Source organism: Streptomyces sp. JH34 (genome assembly GCF_029428875.1).
Classification (GTDB): Bacteria; Actinomycetota; Actinomycetes; order Streptomycetales; family Streptomycetaceae; genus Streptomyces.
On the sequence record NZ_JAJSOO010000001.1, the window covers coordinates 535,039 to 555,644 of the forward strand.

The following is a 20,606-nucleotide window of genomic DNA, read 5'->3' on the forward strand; positions in this document are numbered from 1 at the left end:
CCCGCGCGAGCGGGACGCCCCTCCGCCGTGGTGCGGGAGGACCGGCGGGACCCGGCCGGGGGCCGCGACCGCGGCCGGGCGGCAGGACGGACTGCCCGCCTCCTTCAGGCTCGGCCTGTGAGATAGAGGTAGCCCTCCTCGTCCAGCCGGCCCCGGTCGCCGGAGTGCAGCCAGCCTCCTCGCAGGACCCGGGCCGTCTCGGCCGGTTCGCGCCAGTAGCCGCTCATCATGTGCGGAGCGCGCAGCCAGACCTCGCCGCACACGCCGCGGGGAAGCGGCTCGCCCCGGGGCCCGCGGATCCGGATCTCCACCTCGGGCAGCGCCCGTCCGACGGACCGCAGCAGCTCCGGCCGGCTCGTCGAGGCGGCCAGATGGTCCTCCTGCCGCAGGAGGGTGATGGCCCGGATCTCGCTGCTGAGGTAGTTCTGTGTCAGGACCGGACCGAAGACCTCGATCGCCCGCCGCACGGTATCGGCCGGGACAGGCGCGTTGCCGTACGGCACATAGCGCAGGCTCGACAGGTCCGTCCGGCCGACGTCCGGGTGGGCGAGCAGCCGCTGCAGGTGTTCGGACAGCAGGTACATGCTGGTGATCCGCTCGGCCTCGACGGTGGCGAGCACCCGGCCCGGGTCGAAGTCGTCCATGAGCAGGGCGGTGCAGCCCTGCCTGAGGAGCATGAGCGCGACCTCCCCCGCGTTCCCCGCCAGCGGGCTGACCGCCAGGGTGGTGATCCCGGCCGGAAAATCGCCGAGTGCGCCCTCCTCCGGGCGGCGCCAGTTGACGTCCATCGCGGAGAACCGGTGGACGGCGCCCCGCCGGGGGCCCGTCGTACCGTGCGAATGGACCAGCAGGGCGATGTCCTCCTCCCGGGCACGCGGCGCCAACGGCTCCCCGGACTCCTCGGCGGCCTGGGCCAGCAGGTCGCACCCCGCCTCCGGCACACCCAGCGTCAGCGTCCCGGGGACCGGCTCCCCCAGCACCTCGGCGCCCCGCCGGTCCACCAGGAAGACCGCAGGCCGTGTGGCGGCGAGGATCCCGCGCCAGCCCGTCACATCTCCCGGCACGTTGACGTTGAGCGCGGTGAAGCGGCTGCCCAGCAGGTGGGCGGCCAGCCGCAGGGAAACCATCTCCGGCGAGTTGGCCGTGAGGCACACGATGCCCTCATGGCGGCTGTGCCCCATCCGCTCCAGCGCGCGGGCGATCCGGTAGCTCTGGGCCAGCAGCTCGTCGAACGTCACCTGCCGCTTCCCCGCCCGCAGCGCGATCCGGCCGGACCACCGGTGGAGCCCGGTGAAGAGCTCGGTCACATAGTGGGCAGGCGGCCTGGCACGCAGCCGGTCCTCCAGGGCACCGGTATCGGTCAGCTCACGCATCGGCCGCCCCGTACTCCGCTACCGGGCCGAGCACCTCGTCGATCCGCTCCACCAGGCCGGGGGCGAGTTCCACCCCGGAGGCCGCGGCGTTCTCCCTCACCTGCTCCGGCCGGGACGCCCCGATGACGGCGCCCGCCACGCCCGGCTGCCGCAGCACCCAGGCGATGGCGAGCTGCGGGAGCGTCAGCCCCGCCTCCGAGGCCGGCCCCGCCAGCCGCTGGACCCGCTCGAGTACGTCGTCCACGAGGAAGCGCCGCATGAACTTGGCACGGCCGCCGACCAGCTCGGCACCGCCCCGCGAGTCCTCGGGTGCCGGCTTTCCGGGCAGGTACTTTCCGCTCAGCACCCCCTGGGCGAGGGTGAAGTAGGGCACCACCCCGATGCCCAGGCGCTCACAGGCGGGCATCACCCGCGCCTCGGGCTCACGCCAGAGCGCCGAGTACTGGGGCATGTTGTAGACGAGGTGGACACCCAGCTCCTTCGCCAGTGCCGCCGCCTCGCCGATCTGCTCGGGGGTCCATTCCGAGACCCCCATGTAGAGGACCTTGCCGGCGCGCACCAGGTCCGCGAAGGCGAGCATGGTCTCTTCCAGCGGGGTGTTCGGGTCGTAGCGGTGGGCCGTGTAGAGGTCGACGTAGTCGGTGCCCAGCCGCCGCAACGAGGCTTCGAGGCCTTCGCGGACGTGTTTTCGGGAGAGTCCCGAGCCGTTCGGCCCGTTACCCGCCGGGAAGAAGACCTTGGTGCAGATCACCACCCCGTCACGCGGCTCGCCGGCGAGGGCCCTGCCCAGGAGCTCCTCCGAACGCCCCATCCCGTAGATGTCCGCGGTGTCGAACGTCGTGATGCCCTCGTCCAGCGCCGTGCGCAGACAGGCGAGCACCGTCCCGTCGGGTGTGCTGTCCTGCGGATAGAGCAGATTGCCGAAGACGATCTCGCTGATGCGCAGTCCGCTGCGCCCCAGGTACCGGTGTTCCATCGTCGTCCTACCTCCCGTCCTGGGTCCCGAACCACCGGGCCAGCGCCTCGCGCAGCCCGCGTTCGGTCCCGTCGTCCGCCGCCCAGGCCACATGGCCGTCGGGCCGCACGAGCAGCGCCCCGGCGGGCGCTGCCTCCGGGCATCGCGCCCGGACCACGTCGATGCGGTGTTGCCAGGGGCGGGCGGCCTTGGCCGGTGTCCCGCCCTCGGTCAGGTCGAGGAGCACTCCGCGTCCCGTGTGCAGCAGTTCCGCCAGACGGCTGCGCCCGTGCTCACCTTCGAGGACGAGGTCCGGGGCGAACAGTCCGTCCAGCGGGTGCCGTGGCTCCGGATCACCTCCGCCCTCCGGCGTCCCGCTTTCCTCCGCCGCACCGCCGTACCGGACGTCGACTCCGTTGAGCGCGGCGGTCAGGAGCCGGTTGGTGTCCTGGAGCCCGAGCAGTTCCTCGAAGACCGCCCGCAGGGCTGTCACATGGTGCTCGTCCGGGTTCATCAGCGCGAGCTGGGCGCGGGTGTACAGCAGCACCCGCTCCCCGGCCCGGTGGCGTTCCTCGTGGTACGAGTCGAGGAGTCCCTCCGGTGCCCATCCGTTGATCTCCGCCGCGAGCTTCCAGCCGAGGTTCATGGCGTCGTGGACGCCGGTGTTCAGGCCCTGCCCGCCGATCGGGAAGTGGATGTGGGCGGCGTCCCCGGCGAGGAGGACCCGCCCGGAGCGGTACCGCTCGGCCTGCCGGGTGGCGTCACTGAACCGGGACATCCACGACACCGGTTCCGTGAGGCCGAGTTCCCGTCCGTACACCCGGCGGACTCCGGCCCGCAGTTCCTCCAGGGTCACCGGATCCTGTGGGGACGGATGCTCACGGCCGTACTCGATGACCACCACGCGGCCCGTTCCGCCCTCCGGGGGGAAGGCGAGCACGACCACGCCGGTCCGGGTCCGCTGCCAACGGCGGGGGACGTCCTTCTCCGGGAGCGTGACGTAACCGATCATGGCGCTCACCGAGGCGATGAAGCCGGGGAAGGAGATGCCCGCGAGGCGGCGCACCGTGCTGCGTCCCCCGTCGCACCCCACCAGGTAGCGGGCACGCACCTCCTCGTCGCCGTCCGCGGTGCGGACGCCGACGCTCACCCCGTCGGGGTCCTGGCGCAGCGCGACGACCTCGTGCCCGCGCCGGATCGGCACGCCGAGCTCGGCCGCGCGGACGGCGAGCAGTTCCTCGGTACGCGACTGAGGGACCAGGAGGCTGTACGGATGCCCGGTGTCGAGCGTCCCGTGGTCGAGCCCCTTGCTGAAGATCCCGGCGAACGGCAGTCCGGACACCGTGTCCGCGCCCTCCTCGAACCGGTCCAGCAGTCCGCGGATGTCCAGGCATTCCACCGTGCGGGTGTGCAGCACGCCGGCCCGGTCATGGCCCGCCGGCTCCGCGAGCCGGTCGACCACCAGCACCCGGACACCGGCCAGCCGCAGCTCGCAGGCGAGCGTCAGGCCGACCGGCCCGCTGCCCGCCACGACGACGTCGTACTCCATGGGGGTCTCCTCAGTCTCCGGTGTCCGCGCGCGCACCGCGCAGGACCGTCTCCTCGATGAGGGCGACGGTCTCGGGCGGGGACGGCATGGCCTGGATCTCGTCCCGCAGCCCGCGCGAGGCCGCCGCGTACGGCGCGTCCTGGCGGAGCAGCTCCGTCACCGCGGCCCCGACGGCCTCGGCGTCGGCGTGCGCCGCGGTGAGCTGGACGCAGGCACCGGTCGCCTCCAGCAGGTCCGAGTTGAGGCGTTGCTCGAACAGATGCGGCATGGTCAGCTGGGGCACTCCGAAGCGGGCCGCGGACAGGACGGTCGTCGCGCCGCCGTGGTGGATCACGGCGGAGCAGCTGGGCAGCACCGTGTGGATGGGAAGGTCCTGCACGATCCTGGCCCGGCCCCCCACGTCGCCCAGCAGCTCCCGCTCCGCCCCGGTCACCGCGACGACGGGCTCCACGTCCAGGCCGGCGAGCGCGTCGAGCACCGTCGGGACCAGGAACATGTCCGGCTGGTCCGTCGCGGTGGACGTGAAGGTGCCCCACGTGACGCAGACCCTGGGGCGGCTCGGTGCTTCGAGGACCCAGGGCGGCACCACGCCCGGCCCGTTGTAGGGCACGTAGCGCAGTGGCAGCGACGGGCCGGGGGCGTCGAGGCGCAGGCTCGGCGGGGTCGGATCGACGGCGAGCCGGTCGAAGGAGTCGGGCGGCCGTACCCCGTACAACTCGTATGTGGGGCCGAGCCGTTCCAGGACGTGGTGGGCGAGCCACTTCCCGGGGTCGGTAGCGTACACGTCGGGACCCCACGCGTGCCGCACCAGCGGGGCGCCGGCCACCTCGGCGGCGACGGACGCCGCGAAGGCCACCGGGTCCCGGACGACGAGGTCGGGCTTCCACGACTCGGCGAACCGGACGAGATCGGGTGCCATCATCTCCGCGACCCGGTGGAAGATCGTGATGATGGCGTCCCGGCTCCGGTACTGGGCGGGGTCGGTCTCGGCGACGAACTTCCGGTGCAGCTGGGCGAAGTCGACGTCAGGGCCCACGGGTACCGCGGTCAGGCCCGACTTCAGCACGGTCTCCACCACGTGCGGCTGGGCCGCGACCCGCACCTCGTGCCCGGCGGCGCGGAAGGCCCAGGCGAGCGGGACCATGAACATGTAGTGCGACGGCCAGGCCGCGGTGGTCAGCAGGACACGCATGGGAAACTCCCTGGGAAGGTCAGGAGGGCTTGGACGCGATGAGGACCCGGTCGCCGGTCAGGCTCTCCACCCTCTCGGCCGACTCGAACCGGAAACCCGCGCGCTCCGCGTATCCGCGGCACTCCGCCACGGTGTACTCGGATCCGCCGTCCCGCATGATCGAGCAGTTCAGGCTCTGCAGGAGAGCGACGGCGTCGTCGCGCTCGTCCGAGAGCATCGCGTCGTAGACGACGACGCTCCCGCCGGGCCGCACGGCGTCGAAGACGCGTGCCAGCAGCCGCTCGCGGGCGGCCGGGGGCCAGTCGTGCAGGACATGTCCGAGGATCACCACGTCGGACTCGGGCAGCGGGTCGTCGAAGAAGTCGCCCGCCGTGAATCCGACCTGCGAGGCCGTACCCAGAGCCGCCATGTGTTCGTCGAACAGGGGGCGGACCGCGGGCAGGTCGAACACGCCTCCGCGCAGATGCCCATGGGTGCGGACCAGGTGTGCGGCGACGTTGCCGCGCGCCCCGCCCACGTCGAGGAACGTTCGGTGCCGGGACCAGTCCACGCACCGGCCGAGCTCGTGGGCGACGAACGTGTTGAAGGCGTCCATGTGCCCCATCAGCCGCCGCACGTTGTCCAGGTTCTCGAAATCCTTGTGGAAGTCCAGCTGGACCTTGGCGGTGTCACCGCCGGCCGTGGCGGGCGGGCTGTCGTCGGCCGGTCCGTTCCTCAGCACGTCGGTCAGGGACGCCCAGGACCGGTAATGGCGCCGGGCGTGCTGGGCGATGCTCCCGCCCAGATAGCCCGGTGCGTCCGGAACCAGGAACACGGCCGCCTCCGGCTTGTTGGAGTAACGGCCGTCCTTGCGCTCCAGCAGGCCCAGGCCGACCAGGGCGTCCAGGAAGTCGGCTCCGGGCCGGGCGCGCACGCCCAGCCGGTCGAAGACGGTCTCGGCGGTGGCGGGTTCTTCGGCGAGCAGCGCGAACAGGCCCAGTTCTACGGCGCTCTGCAGCACCTTCGACTGGAAGTAAGCGGTGTTCAGCCGCAGGAGGGTCCGGGCCGCCGATGCCGGATCGGCGATCTGCGTCGGAGTGGTCACGGTCGTCATGTCGGGCCTTTCGGTGGGTGGCGTGAGATCCGTGCCGCGGTGCGGACCGGTGGTGACGGCCCGGCCGCGTGGACGGGGGCACGGCCGGCCGGGCGGGTCGGCCCTGCCGCGCCGGCGGGACCCCCGGGCTGTCACGCGGGGGCCTCGTTCCGTCCCGCCAGGTACCGGTCGATCACCGTCCGGTAGTAGCCCGGGGCGAACCCTGGGCGGGCTTCGGCGGGTAGGAGGGCGAGAAGCTTCTCGTTCGAGACGGGACGGTCGCCCGTGACGTGCTGGACGTGCTTGTGCGCCACGGTGCCGAGCCGGGCCTCCAGATGGCCGACGATCTCCTCGATCGGTACGGCGTGCCCGGAGGCGACGTTGACCACGTCGTGCGACACCCCCTTGGCGAGCAGGGCGTCGACGATGGTGACGACGTCGGCCACGTGGATCATGTCCCGCCGGGCGCCGTGGTGCACGCGTACCGCCCCCGCACGGATCTGTGCGAGCAGGGACGGGACCAGTTGGTGCGGGCGCTGGCCCCAGCCCACCGTGTAGGCGAGGCGGAGGACGAGCGTCTCCACCCCGGAGGCGCGGAGCACGCCCTCCATCGACAGCTTGTGCCGTCCGTAGGGTGAGCTGGGAAAGACCGGGCCCTCCTCGTCGCCGTGGCCCCCGGCGCCGTACATGCCGCTTCCGCAGGTGGAGAAGTACACCAGCCGCAGGTGGTCCTCGCGGCAACGTTCCAGCACCTGGTAGAGCAGGTCCGCCTCACGGGCGAACTCCGGCTCGGAGGTGCTGTGGGCGCTCGAGACCCCGGCCGCGAAAACGACGGTCCCGGGGTGCGCGGGCGCCAGGGGCGCGAGCCGGCCGGCGAGGAACCCGTGCCCGACGATCTCCATGACACCTCTCAGACACGGTCGGCGATGAGCACGCGCAGCGGGTTGTGCGGGAGGCCGTGGACCTTCGGTGGTGCGAAACCTGCGGCGGTGACCATCTCCTCGTAGTCGGAGAGGGGGTGGACCTGCCCCTCCGAGGTCCAGGCCAGCATCAGCGCCGAGAACAGGTGCGGGACGGGGTCCAGGTGCGGCGGCTCGTCGCTGGTGCTGATCGCGATGGCGACGAGCTGTCCGCCGGGCCGGACCGCGTCGGCCATCCTGGCCAGCAGCTCCTTCGCCCGCTCGGTGGAGAAGTGGTGCAGGACGTTGGCGACGACGACCACGTCGTACGGCCCTCCCAGCGATACCTCGAACATGTCACCGGGGATGAAGTGCGCGCGGTCGCGCACCCCGAGCTTCTCCGCGTTGGTCTCGGTGACGGCCAGTACGTTGGGCCAGTCCAGGGACCAGATCCGGGCGCGGGGATCGTGACCGGCCAGGGTGTACCCGTAGAGCCCGTGCCCGCAGGCGACGTCGAGTACCTTCACCTCGTCCCGCTCCCTCGTCCCGGGCAGCACGTGGCGGGCGACCAGTTCCGCGATCGGCGGGGTGTTCAGGGTGCCCAGCGCGGCGAAGTCCTCCCAGAACGTGTACGCGGGTGTCTCGGCGTTCACCTCCATCACGGAACCGCCCGAGCGCACCGCGTCACCGAGGCGCTTGATCGCGTCCCACTCGTAGTCGCTGGCGGCGAGCCGCACGGCGTCGCCGTAGTAGTCGGGGTGGGTGGTGACCAGGGTGCTGTCGGCGCCCGGCGCGAGCGAGAACCGATCGCCGTCCTTCACCAGCAGGCCTGTCGCGGCCAGGGCGTTGAGCAGGATGCGCATGCCGCGCGGGTCGGTTCCGCAGAAGGCCGCGACCTCGTCCGGGCCGGCCGGCGCGCCGGCCACGGCGTCGAACACCCGCAGTTCGACCCCGGCGCGGAGGATGCCCGTCCTGCGCACCGCGGACATCATGGTCAGCAGGGCCTGGCGGGTGACAGTGGGTACGTGGTCCTCGGTCATCGATCTCTCCCGGCGTGAGAAGGCGCGCTGCCCGTTCGCTTCCGGATCCTGTGGCTGGCAGCTGGGAATCCGCTCGAGAGCCGGTGGAGCCGGACGGGTGCCGGAGGTCCGAAGCTGCGAAGTACATCAAATTCCGCCCAGACCGACGGGTGATCGACCCATAACTTTATGTCACAATTCTGAGCGAAAACATGTCGAACGCTTGACCGATTGCACTGACCACCCGGACCCTCGCCCAGAGGCGCCGCGGCCGGATCGCTACCGCCCGTGTTCCGCGGCGGACGCAATGCCACCCCCGGGACCGGCGACTTCGCGCCGACCTGGCAGGGGCAGGCCATGGAGTGCATACGCCGGAGGACCATTACGGAGGCAATGAAGGCCGACCGGAACGCGCTTGACTCACGAGACTAATCTCATGAAACTAGCCTCAGGCTTCAAACCAGCCTCAGGCATCAATCTCGACGACCGGAATCGGGGCCATAGTGATCTACGGCTACTGCACGGAACGCATCGAGTTTCAGTTACTTGGTTCACTCGGCTTGCGGACGTCCGACCACCCCAACCTGGCGGACGAACTCACTGCCCCCAAGCCGCGCAAGATCATCGCCTTGCTGGTCATGCAGGCGAACCACATCGTGCCCACCACGGCGATGGCCCGGGAACTGTGGGGCGACAACCCGCCCGCCAGTGTCCAGACCACGCTCCAGACATACGTCCTCCAGGCCCGCAGGCTCCTCGGCCGCGCCCTGGGTCTGTCCCCCGCGGACGTCGCCCGGCGGATCCTCGTCACCAAGTTCGGCGGATACCAGCTGAACCTCAGTCAACGCTCCGTCGACGTCAACGAGTTCGCCCGGTTGGCCGCCGAGGGCCAGCACGCGTTCATCGAGGGTGAGGACGAGAGAGCCGTCCGGTTGCTGACCGAGGCCCTCGACCTGTGGAGCGGACCGCCGCTCGTCGACATCCAGGCGGGACCGCTGCTGTCCGCGGAGATACGGCGCCTGGAGGAGAACCGGCTCACGGTGCAGATGCAGGTGGTCGACGCCAAGCTCCGTCTCGCCCTGCACGACCAGCTTCCGGGCGAACTGGCCGGGCTGGCCGCCCAGTACCCCAGGAACGAGAACCTGCACGCCCAGTACATGCTCGCGCTGTACCGCTGCGGCCGCTGCCCGGACGCTCTGGACGTGTTCCGGCGGTTGCGCGAGCGGCTCGTCGACGAACTGGGCCTGGAGCCCTCACTCAAGATCCAGGCCCTGCACCGGGCGATGCTCGCGGCCGATCCCGCCCTCGACCACGGGGCGGTCCCCACCGAAGGCAACCTGCTGCTCGACCGGTTCGCCCCCACCACCCCCGGCCGTGAGCCGTGGGTCACCCGGCGGGCCAGCTGACCGCTCCCCACCCACATCCGCCTCTCACCGCTCCGCCTCCCCCCACCCGCACGAGCCGGCCACGACCCTGGTCGCCCGCCCCCATGGGCGCGCTCCGGGGCCGGCCGCTCCTCACCCGGTCCTGCGCCAGTACACCCCGCAGGTGTCGACGGGCTCGATGGGCTCCTCGACGCCGTGCCGACCGCGGTAGTCCCACACCGCCTGCCGGCAGGGCTCGATGTTGTAGTCGTCGACGATGACGAACCCGCCCACCGACAGCTTCGGATACAGGTGGGTCAGCGCGTCCATCGTCGACTCGTAGAGATCCCCGTCCAGTCGCATCACCGCGAGGGAGTCGACGGGTGCGCCGGGCAGGCTCTCGTTGAACCACCCCGCCAGGAACTCGACCTGGCCGTCCAGCAGTCCGTAGCGGGAGAAGTTCTCCCGTACCTCCTCCTGGGAGATCTTCAGAACGCCGTTGATGCGGTGCAGCGCCATGTCCCGGTCCAGCGGATGACTCGCGGAGTGCACGACGGGCACACCCTCGAACGAGTCCGCCACCCACACCCGGCGGTCCCGCACTCCGTACGCTTCCAGCACCGCGCGCATCAGGATGCAGACCCCGCCACGCCACACCCCCGTCTCGATCAGGTCGCCGGGGACCTTGTCGCGGATCACCCGCTCGACACACGACTGCACGTTGGCCAGACGCTTCAGGCCGACCATCGTGTGCGCCGTCGTGGGCAGGTCGAGTCCCTGTGAGCGGGCGCTCGTGTCGTAACCGTCGAGGTCGCCGTACCACCCCACCGGAGCGTCCTCGTAGATCACGTTCGCGAGCACTCGTTTCATGAGGTCCAGATAGAGCTCGCCACCCTTTGAGAGCATGCTTCCTCCTGCGCGTTCGCCGGCCCTGGTGAGGGGCCCACCGTAGAAACGCTTCCTCAGCACCAGCTCGAAGTCCGCTCGAGATGGGGGAGCCGGGCGCGTTCGAGTCCCGCTCGACCCGCTTTGTGGGGGCGGCGCGTTACCAAGGACCCCATCTGCCCATCCGGACCCGGCGACGGGAAAGAGGGATTCATGTGAAGGCTCTGGTTCTGGCCGGCGGAATGGGGACGCGCCTGCGCCCGCTCACCCACTCCATGCCGAAACAGCTGGTCCCCCTCGCGAACAAACCGGTGCTGTGCCGCGGCCTGGAGGACATCGCGCGGGCCGGTGTCACGGACGTCGGCATCATCGTGGGGGACTGGCACAAGGAGATCGAGGAGGCGGTGGGGGACGGCGGGCGCTTCGGCCTGCGGATCACCTACCTGCCCCAGGAGGCGCCCTTCGGCCTGGCCCACTGCGTGCTGGTCGCGCGGGAGTTCCTGGCGGACGACGACTTCCTGATGTACCTCGGGGACAACATCTTCGCCGACGGCGTCCACGCGCTCGCCGACGCCTTCCGCCGGGACCGGCCTGCCGCCCAGGTCGCCGTGACCGCCGTGGACAGCCCCCAGGAGTACGGCGTCGCCGTGACCGCCCCGGACGGCCGGGTGCTCGGACTCCAGGAGAAGCCGCGCGAGCCGAGGAGCGACCTCGCCGTGACCGGCGCCTACTTCTTCACTCCGGAGATCCACGACGCCATCGCCCGCATCCGGCCCAGCACGCGCGGCGAGTGGGAGATCACCGACGCCATCCAGGCCCTGATCGACCGGGGCAGCGAGGTGCGGGCGGTGCGGTTGCCCGACTGGTGGAAGGACACCGGGCGCGTCGAGGACATCCTCGACTGCAATCAGCTCCTGCTCGACCACGTCACGACGTCCGTCCGCGGTTCAGTCGACGCGGCGAGCACCGTGCTCGGTCCGGTCGTCGTGGAGCCCGGCGCCCGCATCATCCGCTCCCACCTGCGCGGACCACTGATCATCGGTGCGGGCTGCGTGATCGAGGACAGCTATGTCGGCCCGCACACCGCCGTCGGCGCGAACTGCGTGCTCACCGACGCGGGGATCTCCCACTCGATCATGCTGCAGGACGCGACCGTCACCGACGTCAACGGCATCCACCGCTCGGTCATCGGCCGCTCGGCCCGGGTGGGCGCCCCCGTGAACGGCACGGGCCGCCACCGTCTCGTGGTGGGCGACCACACCGAACTCGAAGTCGTCGCATGAGGGTCCTCGTCACCGGCGGCGCCGGTTTCATCGGGTCGCACTACGTGCGCAGCCTGCTGTCCGGCGCCTACGCCGGGTACGAGCAGGCCCACGTCACCGTTCTGGACAAGCTCACCTACGCGGGCAGCACCGCCAACCTGCCGATGACCCACCCCCGGCTGACGCTGGTCCGGGGCGACGTCTGCGACCGGCGACCGCTGCTCGACCTGCTGCCGGGACACGACGCGGTGGTGCACTTCGCGGCCGAGTCGCACGTGGACCGTTCCATCCACGACGCGTCCCTCTTCGCCCGTACGAACGTGGTCGGTACGCAGAACCTGCTCGACTGCTGCGTGCGCACCGGGCCGCGGAAGGTGGTGCACGTGTCGACCGACGAGGTCTACGGCTCCATCGACGAGGGCTCCTGGACCGAGGACCATCCGCTGGAACCCAACTCCCCCTACGCGGCCTCGAAGGCGGGTGCGGACCTCATGGCGCGCGCCTACTGGCGCACCCACGGACTCGACGTCTCGGTCACCCGCTGCTCCAACAACTACGGCCCCCACCAGCACCCGGAGAAGCTGCTCCCGCACTTCGTCACCCGTCTCCTGGACGGACTCCAGGTGCCGCTGTACGGGGACGGCCGCCATGTACGCGAATGGATCCACGTGGACGACCACTGCCGCGCCGTCCAGCTCGTCCTGGACGAGGGAGCGCCGGGCACGGCCTACAACATCGCCGGCGTCGCGCGGTCCAACGAGGACATGACCCGCGACCTGCTGCGCCTGTGCGGCGCCGACTGGAGCCGGGTGCGCAGGGTCGAGGACCGCAAGGGCCACGACCGGCGGTACGCAGTGGACGACTCCCTGATCCGGGACACGCTCGGCTTCGCTCCCCGCATCCCGCTCGACGCCGGGCTGGCCGGCGTCGTCGACTGGTACCGCGCCCACCGGGCGTGGTGGCAACCGCTCACCCGCACCGCCCAGGAGGCCCGATGAACAGGCGTGTCGTGCTCACGGGAATGGGTGTGGTGGCCCCCGGCGGCACCGGCACCAAGGCGTTCTGGGAGCTGATCACCTCGGGTCGCACGGCGACCCGCTCCATCTCCCTCTTCGACGCCTCCCCGTTCCGGTCGCGTATCGCCGCCGAGTGCGACTTCGACCCCGCCCCGCACGGACTGACCCACAAGGAGACCCGGCGGATGGACCGGGCCACCCAGTTCGCGGCGGTCGCCACCGACGAGGCCGTCGCCGACGCCGGCCTGGAGTTCCACCGCACCGACCCCACACGGGTGGGAGTCACGGTCGGCAGCGCAGTCGGCTGTACCACCAGCCTGGAGCGCGAGTACACCGCGGTCAGCGACGGCGGCCGGGACTGGCTCGTCGACCACACCTACGCCGTACCCCACCTCTACGACCACCTCGTCCCGAGTTCGATGGCCGCCGAGGTGGCCTGGCGGGTACGTGCGGAGGGTCCCGCTTCGGTCGTCTCGACCGGCTGCACCTCCGGGCTCGACGCGGTCGCCCACGCCCGCGGCCTGATCCTGGAGGGCAGCGCCGATGTGATGGTGGCCGGGGCGACCGACGCGCCGATCTCCCCGATCACCCTGGCCTGCTTCGACGCCATCAAGGCGACCACCCCGCGCAACGACGACCCGGAGCACGCCTCACGCCCCTTCGACGCCACCCGGAACGGCTTCGTCCTGGGCGAGGGATCCGCGATGTTCGTCCTGGAGGAGTACGAGCACGCGGTACGCCGAGGGGCGCGTCCCTACGCCGAGATCACCGGCTTCGCCTCCCGCTGCAACGCCTTCCACATGACGGGCCTGCGCCCGGACGGCAGGGAGATGGCCGAGGCCATCCGGCGGGCGCTCGCCGAGGCGGGCGCCCGCCCCGCCGACGTCGACTACGTGAACGCGCACGGCTCGGGCACCAAGCAGAACGACCGTCACGAGACAGCCGCGTTCAAGGCCGCGCTCGGCGAGCACGCGTACGCCGTCCCCGTCAGTTCCATCAAGTCGATGGTGGGGCACTCGCTCGGGGCGATCGGCGCGATCGAGATCGCCGCCTGTGCGCTGGCCCTTCGGCACGGCGTCGTCCCGCCGACCGCCAATCTGCACGAGCCCGACCCCGAGTGCGACCTGGACTACGTGCCGCTGCGCGCCCGGTACAGGGCGCTGGACAGGGTGCTGACCGTGGGCAGCGGATTCGGCGGCTTCCAGAGCGCCATGGTGCTCGCCGCCCCCGAGGAGCGTGCGTCATGAGATCCCCGGCGCTGACCGGAATGGGCGTACTGGCCCCCAACGGGGCGGGCCGGCAGGCCTACTGGGCCGCCACCCTGCGGGGCGAGAACGGAATCGGGCGGGTCACCCGGTTCGACCCGGCGTCCTACCCCGCCCGGCTGGCCGGGCAGATCGGCGGGTTCGACGCGTCGGCCGAGCTGCCCAACCGGCTGATCCCGCAGACCGACGAGGTGACCCGGCTGTCCCTGGTGGCCGCCGGCTGGGCACTCGCCGACGCCGCACTCGACCCCGCGGCCCTGCCCGAATACGCCATGGGTGTAGTCACCGCCAATACGGCGGGCGGTTTCGAATTCGGCCAGCGGGAGCTTGAGAACCTGTGGTCCAAGGGCAGCGGCCATGTGAGCGCCTACCAGTCCTTCGCCTGGTTCTACGCCGTCAACACGGGGCAGGTCTCCATCCGGCACGGCCTGCGAGGGCCCGGTTCCGTCGTGGTGGCCGACGGTGCCGGCGGCCTCGATGCCCTCGCCCAGGCCCGTCGGATGATCCGCGGCGGCACCCCGCTGGTCCTGGGTGGTGCGGTGGACGGTTCGCTGTGCCCGTGGAGCTGGACGGCCCAGCTGACGGGTGGGCGCCTCAGCACCCGCGAGGACCCCGCCGACGCCTACCTCCCCTTCGACGCCCGCGCCTGCGGACACGTGCTCGGGGAGGGCGGCGCACTGCTGGTCGTCGAGGACCAGGACTCCGCCCGGGCGCGCGGCGCCCGTGTCCACGGGCTGCTGGACGGCTGTGCGTCCACCTTCGATCCCCCACCGGGGACGGGCCGCCCGCCCGGTCTGGAGCGGGCGGTGCACCGGGCCCTGGAGGATGCGGCGTGGGACCCGGCCGACGTGGACGTGGTCTTCGCGGACGCGGCCGGCAGCCCCGGTCCCGACCGCGAGGAGGCGGACGCCCTCGCCGCCGTGTTCGGCCCGCACGGCGTGCCCGTCACCGCGCCGAAGACGATGACGGGACGGCTGGCGGCAGGGAGCGGCCCGCTGGACGTGGCGACCGCCCTGCTCTCCTTCGCCGACCAGGTGATCCCGCCGACGGTGCATGTGCGCGAACCGGTCGACGCCTACCGGCTCGACCTCGTCACCGCGCCCCGGCGGGTACCGCTGCGCCGTGCGCTGGTCCTCAGCCGGGGACACGGCGGGTTCAACTCCGTGGTGGCGGTGTCGGCGCCGCCCGGAGCGGGTCCGGTCCCCTCTCCCCCTGAAACACCGGCGGGCCGGACCACGCGCGCGGCCTGAGGAACCGCGCGCGGCGCAGCGGATCCGCCGAAGGGTCCGGCCCGTCCCCCCGGGTGGTACGGGGGGACGGGCCGGACCCTTCGGCGGATCCGTCAGGCGCCGTCGCGCGTGACTTCCCGGGCGCGCACCTTCCACTCGCCCCCCTCATCCACCAGGACGTCCTCGCAGACACAGGCCCGGTGCAGGCGGGGGTCGCCGCCCCGGGGGGTCAGCACGACCAGGGCGTAGCAGCGCACCCGGACCGTGCCGTCGTCCTGCGCCGTGATGTCGAGCATGCCGTGCCAGTGCCGATGGGTCTCGCCGGCGGCACGCTGGGCGGCATGCGCACGGCTCGCCCCCTCGGCCAGTTCGGCACGGCCGCGGCTGGGCTCGGGGCGGCCCGGGAGGGCGAAGGTGCCGTCCTCCGTGAAGGTACGCGCCCATTCCTCGGCGCGGCCGGTGTCCAGCAGCTGCATGTGGCGGGCGTAGAACTGCTCGATGCCGGCGCGCAGCCGTTCCTGCGGGAGGGTGGCGAGATCCATGCGAAGTCCTCTTTCTCTCGACGGTTCCTGACGGGGGCACGGGAGGGGTCCGGTGGACACGCGCACGGCCTGAGCCCGCTCTACGGCCGGCCGGACGGACCGGGGACGAACAGGTCGGAGCGCACCCGCGCGGCCGGATTGCCCAGCGCGATGTGCCGGGTGATCTTCGGGCCGATGGGCGTGCGCTGGACGAGGCCGGCCAGCCGGGGACGCACCACCCGGGCCACCCGGCCCTGCGAGAGCATCGCCTTGGCCTGCATCGTCTGTGTCTTCATCACCTGGTCGATGTCACAGGAGCGCGGCAGCACGTAGGCGTCCAGCCGTCCGGCCGAGAAGTCGCCGTCGCGCAGCGCCTCGACGAGGACGGGGTGCAGCAGGGCAGCGTCCTGGAGTGCGAGGTTGATGCCCTGGGCGCCGAGCGGGCTGTGGGTGTGCGCGCTGTCCCCGATCAGGACAAGGCCGTCGCGCGCCCACTCCCGCGCGCGTCCGGCGAAGACGTCCAGCAGGGTGAAGTCGGTGAGAGCGTTGAGGTGCCGCGCGAGCCGGTCGGCGTACGCGGGGACCGCGCGGGCGATCTCGGACCTGATGGTGTCGACGCCGAGCGCCGCCATTTCCGCGTACCCCTTGTGCGGCAGGGTCCAGCCGAGCTGCACGGTGCCGGGGTACGACGGGTAGACGAGCACCGGCCGGCCCGCCGCCCGGAAGACGCGCACCTCTCGGCCGGGCGGCCCCTCCTGCGGCAGTTTGAACCACAGCACGTCGAAGGCGAACACGTCCTGCCGCTCGGCGCCGATCCCGGCGAGCCGCCGCGTCTTGGAGAACCGTCCGTCGGCACCGACGACCCATCCGGCACGCACGGTGTGGGTACCGGCCCGGCCCTCGGCGACAGCACCCCGGACGGCTCCGTGCTCCTCGACGAGCGCGCTCAGCCGGTGTCCGTCGAGATAGCGGAAGCCGTCGAAGCCCTGGCAGCGGGCGAGCAGTTCCGCCAGTACGTGCCGCTGCGGAACACTGAGCAGGCGGTTGTACGGCGCGGGCAGCCGGTCGTAGGCGATGTCGAGGAGCACCCGCTCGCGTTCCACCAGCTGGAATCTGTCCAGCCAGTACCCGCCGCGCGCGGCGGCGGGTTCCAGCACGCCGAGCTGGTCGAGCAGGGCCAGCCCGCCGGGCTGGAGTATCTCGCCCCGGTACTCACGCGACATGGAGGTGGCGCGTTCGACGAGGGTGACCCGTACTCCGGAGCGGAGCAGGAGCAGCGCGAGGGTCAGCCCGGCGGGACCTCCGCCGACGACACAGACGTCCGTCGCGGAGCTGGTGGCGCGGGGGCCCTGGTCGGCGGTCATCCGAGGGTCTCCTGTGAGGTGAGGTCCGCGACGAGCGACGTGGTGTGGGTGCCGTCGGCGAAACGCGGGTCGTCCAGTACGCGGCGCAGGAACGGGATGTTCGTACGCACTCCGGGACCGCTCACGTGGAATTCGTCCAGCGCCCGGCGCATCCTCTCCCGTGCCTGCGCGCGGTCGGGGGCCCAGGTGATCACCTTGGCCAGCAACGGGTCGTAGGCCGCCGATATGCGGTGCCCGGGGAAACAGTCCGTGTCCACCCGTACGAACGGTCCCGCCGGAGCGGTGAACTCCTCGATCGGACCGGGCGCCGGCAGGAAGTCGCGCGCGGGGTCCTCGGCGTTGACCCGGCACTCGATCGCGGCACCGCGCGGGGCGACGCCGGACTGGGAGAGTTCCAGCGGCAGTCCGGCCGCGACCCGGAACTGCTCGCGCACCAGGTCCACCCCGGTGACCATCTCGGTCACGGGATGTTCCACCTGGATACGGCAGTTGACCTCCATGAAGTAGAAGTCTCCGGTGTCGTCCACCAGGAACTCGAAGGTGCCCGCCCCCGTGTACTCGGCGGCCTTGGCCCCGAGCAGCGCCGCCTCCCCCATGCGCCGTACGACGTCCGCCGGCAACCCGTGCGCCGGGGACTCCTCGATGATCTTCTGGTTCCGGCGCTGCACGGAGCAGTCCCGCTCCCCCAGGTGGACGACATTGCCCAGCCGGTCACCGAGCACCTGGATCTCGACGTGCCGGGCGGAGGCGAGGTAGCGCTCCAGATAGACCCGGTTGTCCCCGAACAGGGCCTGCGCCTTGCCGCGTGCCTGCCGGTACTTCGCCGCCAGCTCGCCGGGGCCGCGCACCACCTGCATGCCCCGGCCGCCGCCACCGGCCACCGGTTTGATGATGAGCGGGTAGCCGGTCTCCGCGGCGAGGGCGCGGGCCTCCTCCAGGCCGGCCGCCGGTTCGACGCCGCCGGGGAGCAGGGGCAGCCCGGCCTCGGCCATCAGCGCGCGGGCGCTGACCTTGTCGCCCAGCCGGTCGATGACGGTCGCCGACGGGCCGACGAAGGTGATGCCGTGGTCCTCGCAGACCTCGGCGAGGTCGGGGTTCTCGGAGGCGAATCCGTAGCCGGGGTGCAGGGCCCGGGCCCCGGTGCGCAGGGCCGCCTCGATGAGGGCCGGGATGTTCAGATAGCTGTGCCGGGCGGGCGCCGGACCGATGTGCACGGTTTCGTCCGCCATGCGGACGAGCGCGGAGTCCCGGTCCTCGGTGGAGTAGACGGCGACCACCCGCATGCCCAGGTCCCGGCAGCAGCGGGCCACCCGGAGTCCGATCTCTCCCCGGTTGGCGATGAGCACCTTCTCGAACAGGGGCAGGCCGTCATCCGGCCGCCGGTGCGTGGACTTCTGGAGCATCTGCATGCCTCTCCTCAGGCCGCTTCCGGCGGCCGTACGGCGAAAAGCGGCTCGTCGTACTCGACCGGGGCCGCGTCCGCCTTGAGCACCTCCACGATCCGGCCGTCGGTGACCGCCTCGACCGGTATGAGCAGCTTCATGGCCTCGACGATCCCCAGCTGCCGTCCCGGCGCGACCACGTCGCCCTCGTCGACGAAGCTCTTCCCGCCGGGCTCGGGCGCGCGGTAGAACACCCCGACCGTCGGGGCGCGGATGTACTCCACCTCCTCCTCCGCCCCCGTGCCGTCCGGTGCGGCGTGCACCGGGCCGGGGGCCGGGCCCACGGCCGCGGAGGGATCGGTTCCCGGCGCGGTGGCCCGCTCCGGGTCGGGCCACGTCATCTCCACCGCCACCTCGCCGGCCCGGACCCTGAGCTCCGCGGGCGGTGTGCCCGCTTCGGCCAGCAGCCGGGCGGCGGTGCGGTGGACCACCGCGAGGAGGTCCGCGAGACACTCCTCGCGCTCGCCCGGGCCGTCCCCCGCATTCGTCTCGTCCCCTGTGCTCATGTCGTCCCCTCCGCTCGTGCGTCGTCCAGGCCGGCGCCGTAGTGCCGGAAACGCGCGTACCGGTGTTCGACCAGTTCGGCCGGGCCCAACCGCGTCAGTGCCGCGAGCCGGGCGACGACGGCCTCACGCAGCCGGGCCGCGGCACGTTCGGGTGCCTTCTGCGCGCCGCCCTCGGGTTCCGGCACCACGCCGTCGACGATCCCCAGCCGCAGCAGGTCGCGCGCGCCCATCCGCAACGCCTCGGCCGCCAGGGGCGCGGCGGTGGAGTCCTTCCAGAGGATGGCCGCACAGCCCTCCGGGCTGATCACCGAGTAGACCGCTCCCGAACACGCCAGGACGCTGTTGGCGACGCCCAGCGCGAGCGCGCCGCCGCTGCCCCCCTCACCGGTCACGACGGCCACCACGGGGACCGGCAGCCGGGACATCAGCCGCAGGTTCTCGGCGATGGCCGCCGCCTGGCCGCCCTTCTCCGCCTCCAGCCCGGGGTGGGCGCCGGGGGTGTCGATGAGGGTGACCACGGGCAGGGCGAGCTTCGCCGCGAGCCGCATCAGCCGGGCCGCCTTCCGGTAGCCCGAGGGGGTCGGCATGCCGTAGTCGTGCGCGACGAGCTCGGTGGTGGTGTGCCCTTTCCGGTGGCCGATGACCACGAGCGGGGTGCCGTCGATGCGGCCGAGGCCGGCGACGATCGCGGGACTGTCCCCGGACAGCCGGTCGCCGTGCAGTTCCTCGAAGTCGTCGAGCATCTGGCCGAGGTAGTCCTGCGTGGTGGGACGGCCGAGGTCCCTGGCACCCCGGACCGCTGTCCACGCGTCCTCTTCGGGCAGCTGCCGGTAGTCCTCTATCAGCGCTCCGTCGCCGCCCGCCGGGCCCGGCCGCTCCCCCGACGCGAAGGACAGCAGCCGGGCCAGTTTCGTGCGCAGTCCGGACCGGGGGCAGACGAGGTCCATGAAGCCCCGGGACAGAAGGGATTCCGCGGACTGGAAACCGGGCGGCAGACTCTGCCGGATGGTCTGTTCGATCACCCGGGCACCGGCGAAGCCCATCCGGGCCCCCGGTTCGGCGATGATCACGTCGCTGAGTGAGGCGAAGGAGGCAGCCACCCCGCCGTAGGTGGGATCCGTGACGAGCGACATCGTCAGGATGCCCGCCTCGTCGAGCCGCGCCATCGCCTGACTGGTCGTGGCCATCTGCATCAGGGCGAGGGCCCCTTCCTGCATCCGCGCCCCGCCCGACGCGGTGACGAGCAGGAGCGGTGTCCGTTCCCGCAGCGCGGTGTCCGCCGCGTGGGCGATCAGTCCGCCGACGGCGCTGCCGAGACTGCCGCCCATGAAACGGAAGTCCATCACCGCCACGATCAGCGGCAGTCCCCGGACGGTGCCGCGGGCGCAGAGCACGGCCTCGTCCAGACCGGTGCGCTCGCGAGCCTCCCGCAGCCGCTCGGGATAGGCCCGCACGTCGACGAACCCCAGCGGGTCCCCGGTCCGTACCGGGTGCACGAGCGGTTCCACACCACCTGGGTCGAGGAGGCCGGCCAGCCGCTCCGGCGCGGTCAGGGGACCGTGCCGCCCGCAGTGGGGGCAGACCCGGTCGTTGCGGACGAACCGCTTGCCGTAGACGGGGGCCCGGCAGCCGGGGCAGAGGACCCAGTCCGGTACATGGGTGTCCGGGGGCGGAGCAGTCGTGGTCATGGCCG

General features: G+C 72.0%; 18 protein-coding genes. 5 read left to right on the plus strand and 13 right to left on the minus strand.

Going from position 1 to position 20,606, the window contains the following annotated elements:
- Positions 1 to 104 precede the first annotated feature (104 nt).
- The 7 genes from LWJ43_RS02595 to LWJ43_RS02625 all read right to left on the minus strand — a co-directional run bounded on the left by LWJ43_RS02595 (position 105) and on the right by LWJ43_RS02625 (position 8,080).
- Positions 105 to 1,373: an AMP-binding protein gene (locus LWJ43_RS02595; protein WP_277330623.1), complete on the minus strand. Its 1,269-nt coding sequence runs from the start codon at positions 1,371 to 1,373 to the stop codon at positions 105 to 107.
- A complete protein-coding gene (locus LWJ43_RS02600; protein WP_277330624.1) occupies positions 1,366 to 2,349 on the minus strand; it encodes an aldo/keto reductase family protein in 984 nt (327 codons plus the stop codon). The genes LWJ43_RS02595 and LWJ43_RS02600 overlap by 8 nt, the downstream gene beginning before the upstream one ends.
- Positions 2,350 to 2,356: 7 nt before the next feature.
- Positions 2,357 to 3,877 carry an FAD-dependent monooxygenase gene (locus tag LWJ43_RS02605; protein WP_277330625.1) on the minus strand — a complete coding sequence of 507 codons (1,521 nt, stop codon included), beginning with the start codon at positions 3,875 to 3,877 and terminating at the stop codon, positions 2,357 to 2,359.
- A gap of 10 nt (positions 3,878 to 3,887) precedes the next feature.
- Positions 3,888 to 5,069 (minus strand): nucleotide disphospho-sugar-binding domain-containing protein, encoded by a 1,182-nt coding sequence (locus tag LWJ43_RS02610; RefSeq protein WP_277330626.1) that lies wholly within the window; start codon positions 5,067 to 5,069, stop codon positions 3,888 to 3,890.
- Between the two features lie 19 nt (positions 5,070 to 5,088).
- On the minus strand, positions 5,089 to 6,162 hold the full coding sequence (locus LWJ43_RS02615) for a methyltransferase (protein WP_277330627.1): 1,074 nt from the start codon (positions 6,160 to 6,162) through the stop codon (positions 5,089 to 5,091).
- Positions 6,163 to 6,293: 131 nt separating this feature from the next.
- Complete coding sequence (locus tag LWJ43_RS02620; protein WP_277330628.1) at positions 6,294 to 7,043, minus strand: NAD-dependent epimerase/dehydratase family protein; 750 nt, start codon at positions 7,041 to 7,043, stop codon at positions 6,294 to 6,296.
- A gap of 8 nt (positions 7,044 to 7,051) precedes the next feature.
- Positions 7,052 to 8,080 carry a class I SAM-dependent methyltransferase gene (locus LWJ43_RS02625; RefSeq protein WP_277330629.1) on the minus strand — a complete coding sequence of 343 codons (1,029 nt, stop codon included), beginning with the start codon at positions 8,078 to 8,080 and terminating at the stop codon, positions 7,052 to 7,054.
- Positions 8,081 to 8,619: 539 nt separating this feature from the next.
- On the opposite strand from LWJ43_RS02625, the gene LWJ43_RS02630 reads away from it, so the two are divergent.
- Positions 8,620 to 9,465, plus strand: coding sequence for an AfsR/SARP family transcriptional regulator (locus tag LWJ43_RS02630; RefSeq protein ID WP_277330630.1), 846 nt, complete (start codon positions 8,620 to 8,622; stop codon positions 9,463 to 9,465).
- A gap of 111 nt (positions 9,466 to 9,576) precedes the next feature.
- Here LWJ43_RS02630 and LWJ43_RS02635 read toward each other — a convergent pair whose 3' ends face one another.
- Positions 9,577 to 10,329, minus strand: coding sequence for a TylF/MycF family methyltransferase (locus tag LWJ43_RS02635; protein ID WP_277330631.1), 753 nt, complete (start codon positions 10,327 to 10,329; stop codon positions 9,577 to 9,579).
- A gap of 194 nt (positions 10,330 to 10,523) precedes the next feature.
- Between LWJ43_RS02635 and LWJ43_RS02640 the strand changes: the two genes are divergently transcribed.
- Genes LWJ43_RS02640 through LWJ43_RS02655 form a run of 4 tightly spaced genes read left to right on the plus strand, consistent with a single transcriptional unit; the run spans position 10,524 to position 15,101 of the window.
- On the plus strand, positions 10,524 to 11,591 hold the full coding sequence (locus LWJ43_RS02640; protein WP_277330632.1) for a glucose-1-phosphate thymidylyltransferase: 1,068 nt from the start codon (positions 10,524 to 10,526) through the stop codon (positions 11,589 to 11,591).
- On the plus strand, positions 11,588 to 12,568 hold the full coding sequence (gene rfbB / locus LWJ43_RS02645) for a dTDP-glucose 4,6-dehydratase (RefSeq protein WP_277330633.1): 981 nt from the start codon (positions 11,588 to 11,590) through the stop codon (positions 12,566 to 12,568). The genes LWJ43_RS02640 and rfbB overlap by 4 nt, the downstream gene beginning before the upstream one ends.
- Complete coding sequence (locus LWJ43_RS02650) at positions 12,565 to 13,833, plus strand: beta-ketoacyl-[acyl-carrier-protein] synthase family protein (RefSeq protein ID WP_277330634.1); 1,269 nt, start codon at positions 12,565 to 12,567, stop codon at positions 13,831 to 13,833. The genes rfbB and LWJ43_RS02650 overlap by 4 nt, the downstream gene beginning before the upstream one ends.
- Positions 13,830 to 15,101, plus strand: a complete 1,272-nt coding sequence (locus tag LWJ43_RS02655) for a ketosynthase chain-length factor (RefSeq protein WP_277330635.1) — start codon at positions 13,830 to 13,832, stop codon at positions 15,099 to 15,101. The genes LWJ43_RS02650 and LWJ43_RS02655 overlap by 4 nt, the downstream gene beginning before the upstream one ends.
- Before the next feature lie 92 nt (positions 15,102 to 15,193).
- On the opposite strand, the gene LWJ43_RS02660 is transcribed toward LWJ43_RS02655, so the two are convergent.
- From LWJ43_RS02660 to accA, 5 genes are all read right to left on the minus strand, one after another.
- The gene (locus LWJ43_RS02660) at positions 15,194 to 15,622 is read right to left on the minus strand and encodes a nuclear transport factor 2 family protein (protein WP_277330636.1); all 429 of its coding nucleotides are present in this window, start codon (positions 15,620 to 15,622) and stop codon (positions 15,194 to 15,196) included.
- 80 nt (positions 15,623 to 15,702) lie between these two features.
- Entirely contained in the window at positions 15,703 to 16,965 is a 1,263-nt protein-coding gene (locus LWJ43_RS02665; RefSeq protein WP_277330637.1) for an FAD-dependent monooxygenase, read from the minus strand.
- Positions 16,962 to 18,323 (minus strand): acetyl-CoA carboxylase biotin carboxylase subunit, encoded by a 1,362-nt coding sequence (locus tag LWJ43_RS02670; RefSeq protein WP_277335790.1) that lies wholly within the window; start codon positions 18,321 to 18,323, stop codon positions 16,962 to 16,964. Before LWJ43_RS02670 ends, LWJ43_RS02665 begins: the two co-directional genes overlap by 4 nt.
- 59 nt (positions 18,324 to 18,382) lie before the next feature.
- Positions 18,383 to 18,913, minus strand: a complete 531-nt coding sequence (locus LWJ43_RS02675; protein WP_277330638.1) for an acetyl-CoA carboxylase biotin carboxyl carrier protein — start codon at positions 18,911 to 18,913, stop codon at positions 18,383 to 18,385.
- Positions 18,910 to 20,601, minus strand: coding sequence for an acetyl-CoA carboxylase carboxyl transferase subunit alpha (gene accA, locus LWJ43_RS02680; protein ID WP_277330639.1), 1,692 nt, complete (start codon positions 20,599 to 20,601; stop codon positions 18,910 to 18,912). The genes LWJ43_RS02675 and accA overlap by 4 nt, the downstream gene beginning before the upstream one ends.
- Positions 20,602 to 20,606 lie beyond the last annotated feature (5 nt).

Coding starts and splice junctions, on each gene's coding strand:
- LWJ43_RS02595 (WP_277330623.1), bottom strand. CDS start 1,373: ATGCGTGAGCTGACCGATACCGGTGCCCTGGAGGACCGGCTGCGTGCC.
- LWJ43_RS02600 (WP_277330624.1), bottom strand. CDS start 2,349: ATGGAACACCGGTACCTGGGGCGCAGCGGACTGCGCATCAGCGAGATC.
- LWJ43_RS02605 (WP_277330625.1), bottom strand. CDS start 3,877: ATGGAGTACGACGTCGTCGTGGCGGGCAGCGGGCCGGTCGGCCTGACG.
- LWJ43_RS02610 (WP_277330626.1), bottom strand. CDS start 5,069: ATGCGTGTCCTGCTGACCACCGCGGCCTGGCCGTCGCACTACATGTTC.
- LWJ43_RS02615 (WP_277330627.1), bottom strand. CDS start 6,162: ATGACGACCGTGACCACTCCGACGCAGATCGCCGATCCGGCATCGGCG.
- LWJ43_RS02620 (WP_277330628.1), bottom strand. CDS start 7,043: ATGGAGATCGTCGGGCACGGGTTCCTCGCCGGCCGGCTCGCGCCCCTG.
- LWJ43_RS02625 (WP_277330629.1), bottom strand. CDS start 8,080: ATGACCGAGGACCACGTACCCACTGTCACCCGCCAGGCCCTGCTGACC.
- LWJ43_RS02635 (WP_277330631.1), bottom strand. CDS start 10,329: ATGCTCTCAAAGGGTGGCGAGCTCTATCTGGACCTCATGAAACGAGTG.
- rfbB (WP_277330633.1), top strand. CDS start 11,588: ATGAGGGTCCTCGTCACCGGCGGCGCCGGTTTCATCGGGTCGCACTAC.
- LWJ43_RS02650 (WP_277330634.1), top strand. CDS start 12,565: ATGAACAGGCGTGTCGTGCTCACGGGAATGGGTGTGGTGGCCCCCGGC.
- LWJ43_RS02655 (WP_277330635.1), top strand. CDS start 13,830: ATGAGATCCCCGGCGCTGACCGGAATGGGCGTACTGGCCCCCAACGGG.
- LWJ43_RS02660 (WP_277330636.1), bottom strand. CDS start 15,622: ATGGATCTCGCCACCCTCCCGCAGGAACGGCTGCGCGCCGGCATCGAG.
- LWJ43_RS02665 (WP_277330637.1), bottom strand. CDS start 16,965: ATGACCGCCGACCAGGGCCCCCGCGCCACCAGCTCCGCGACGGACGTC.
- LWJ43_RS02675 (WP_277330638.1), bottom strand. CDS start 18,913: ATGAGCACAGGGGACGAGACGAATGCGGGGGACGGCCCGGGCGAGCGC.
- accA (WP_277330639.1), bottom strand. CDS start 20,601: ATGACCACGACTGCTCCGCCCCCGGACACCCATGTACCGGACTGGGTC.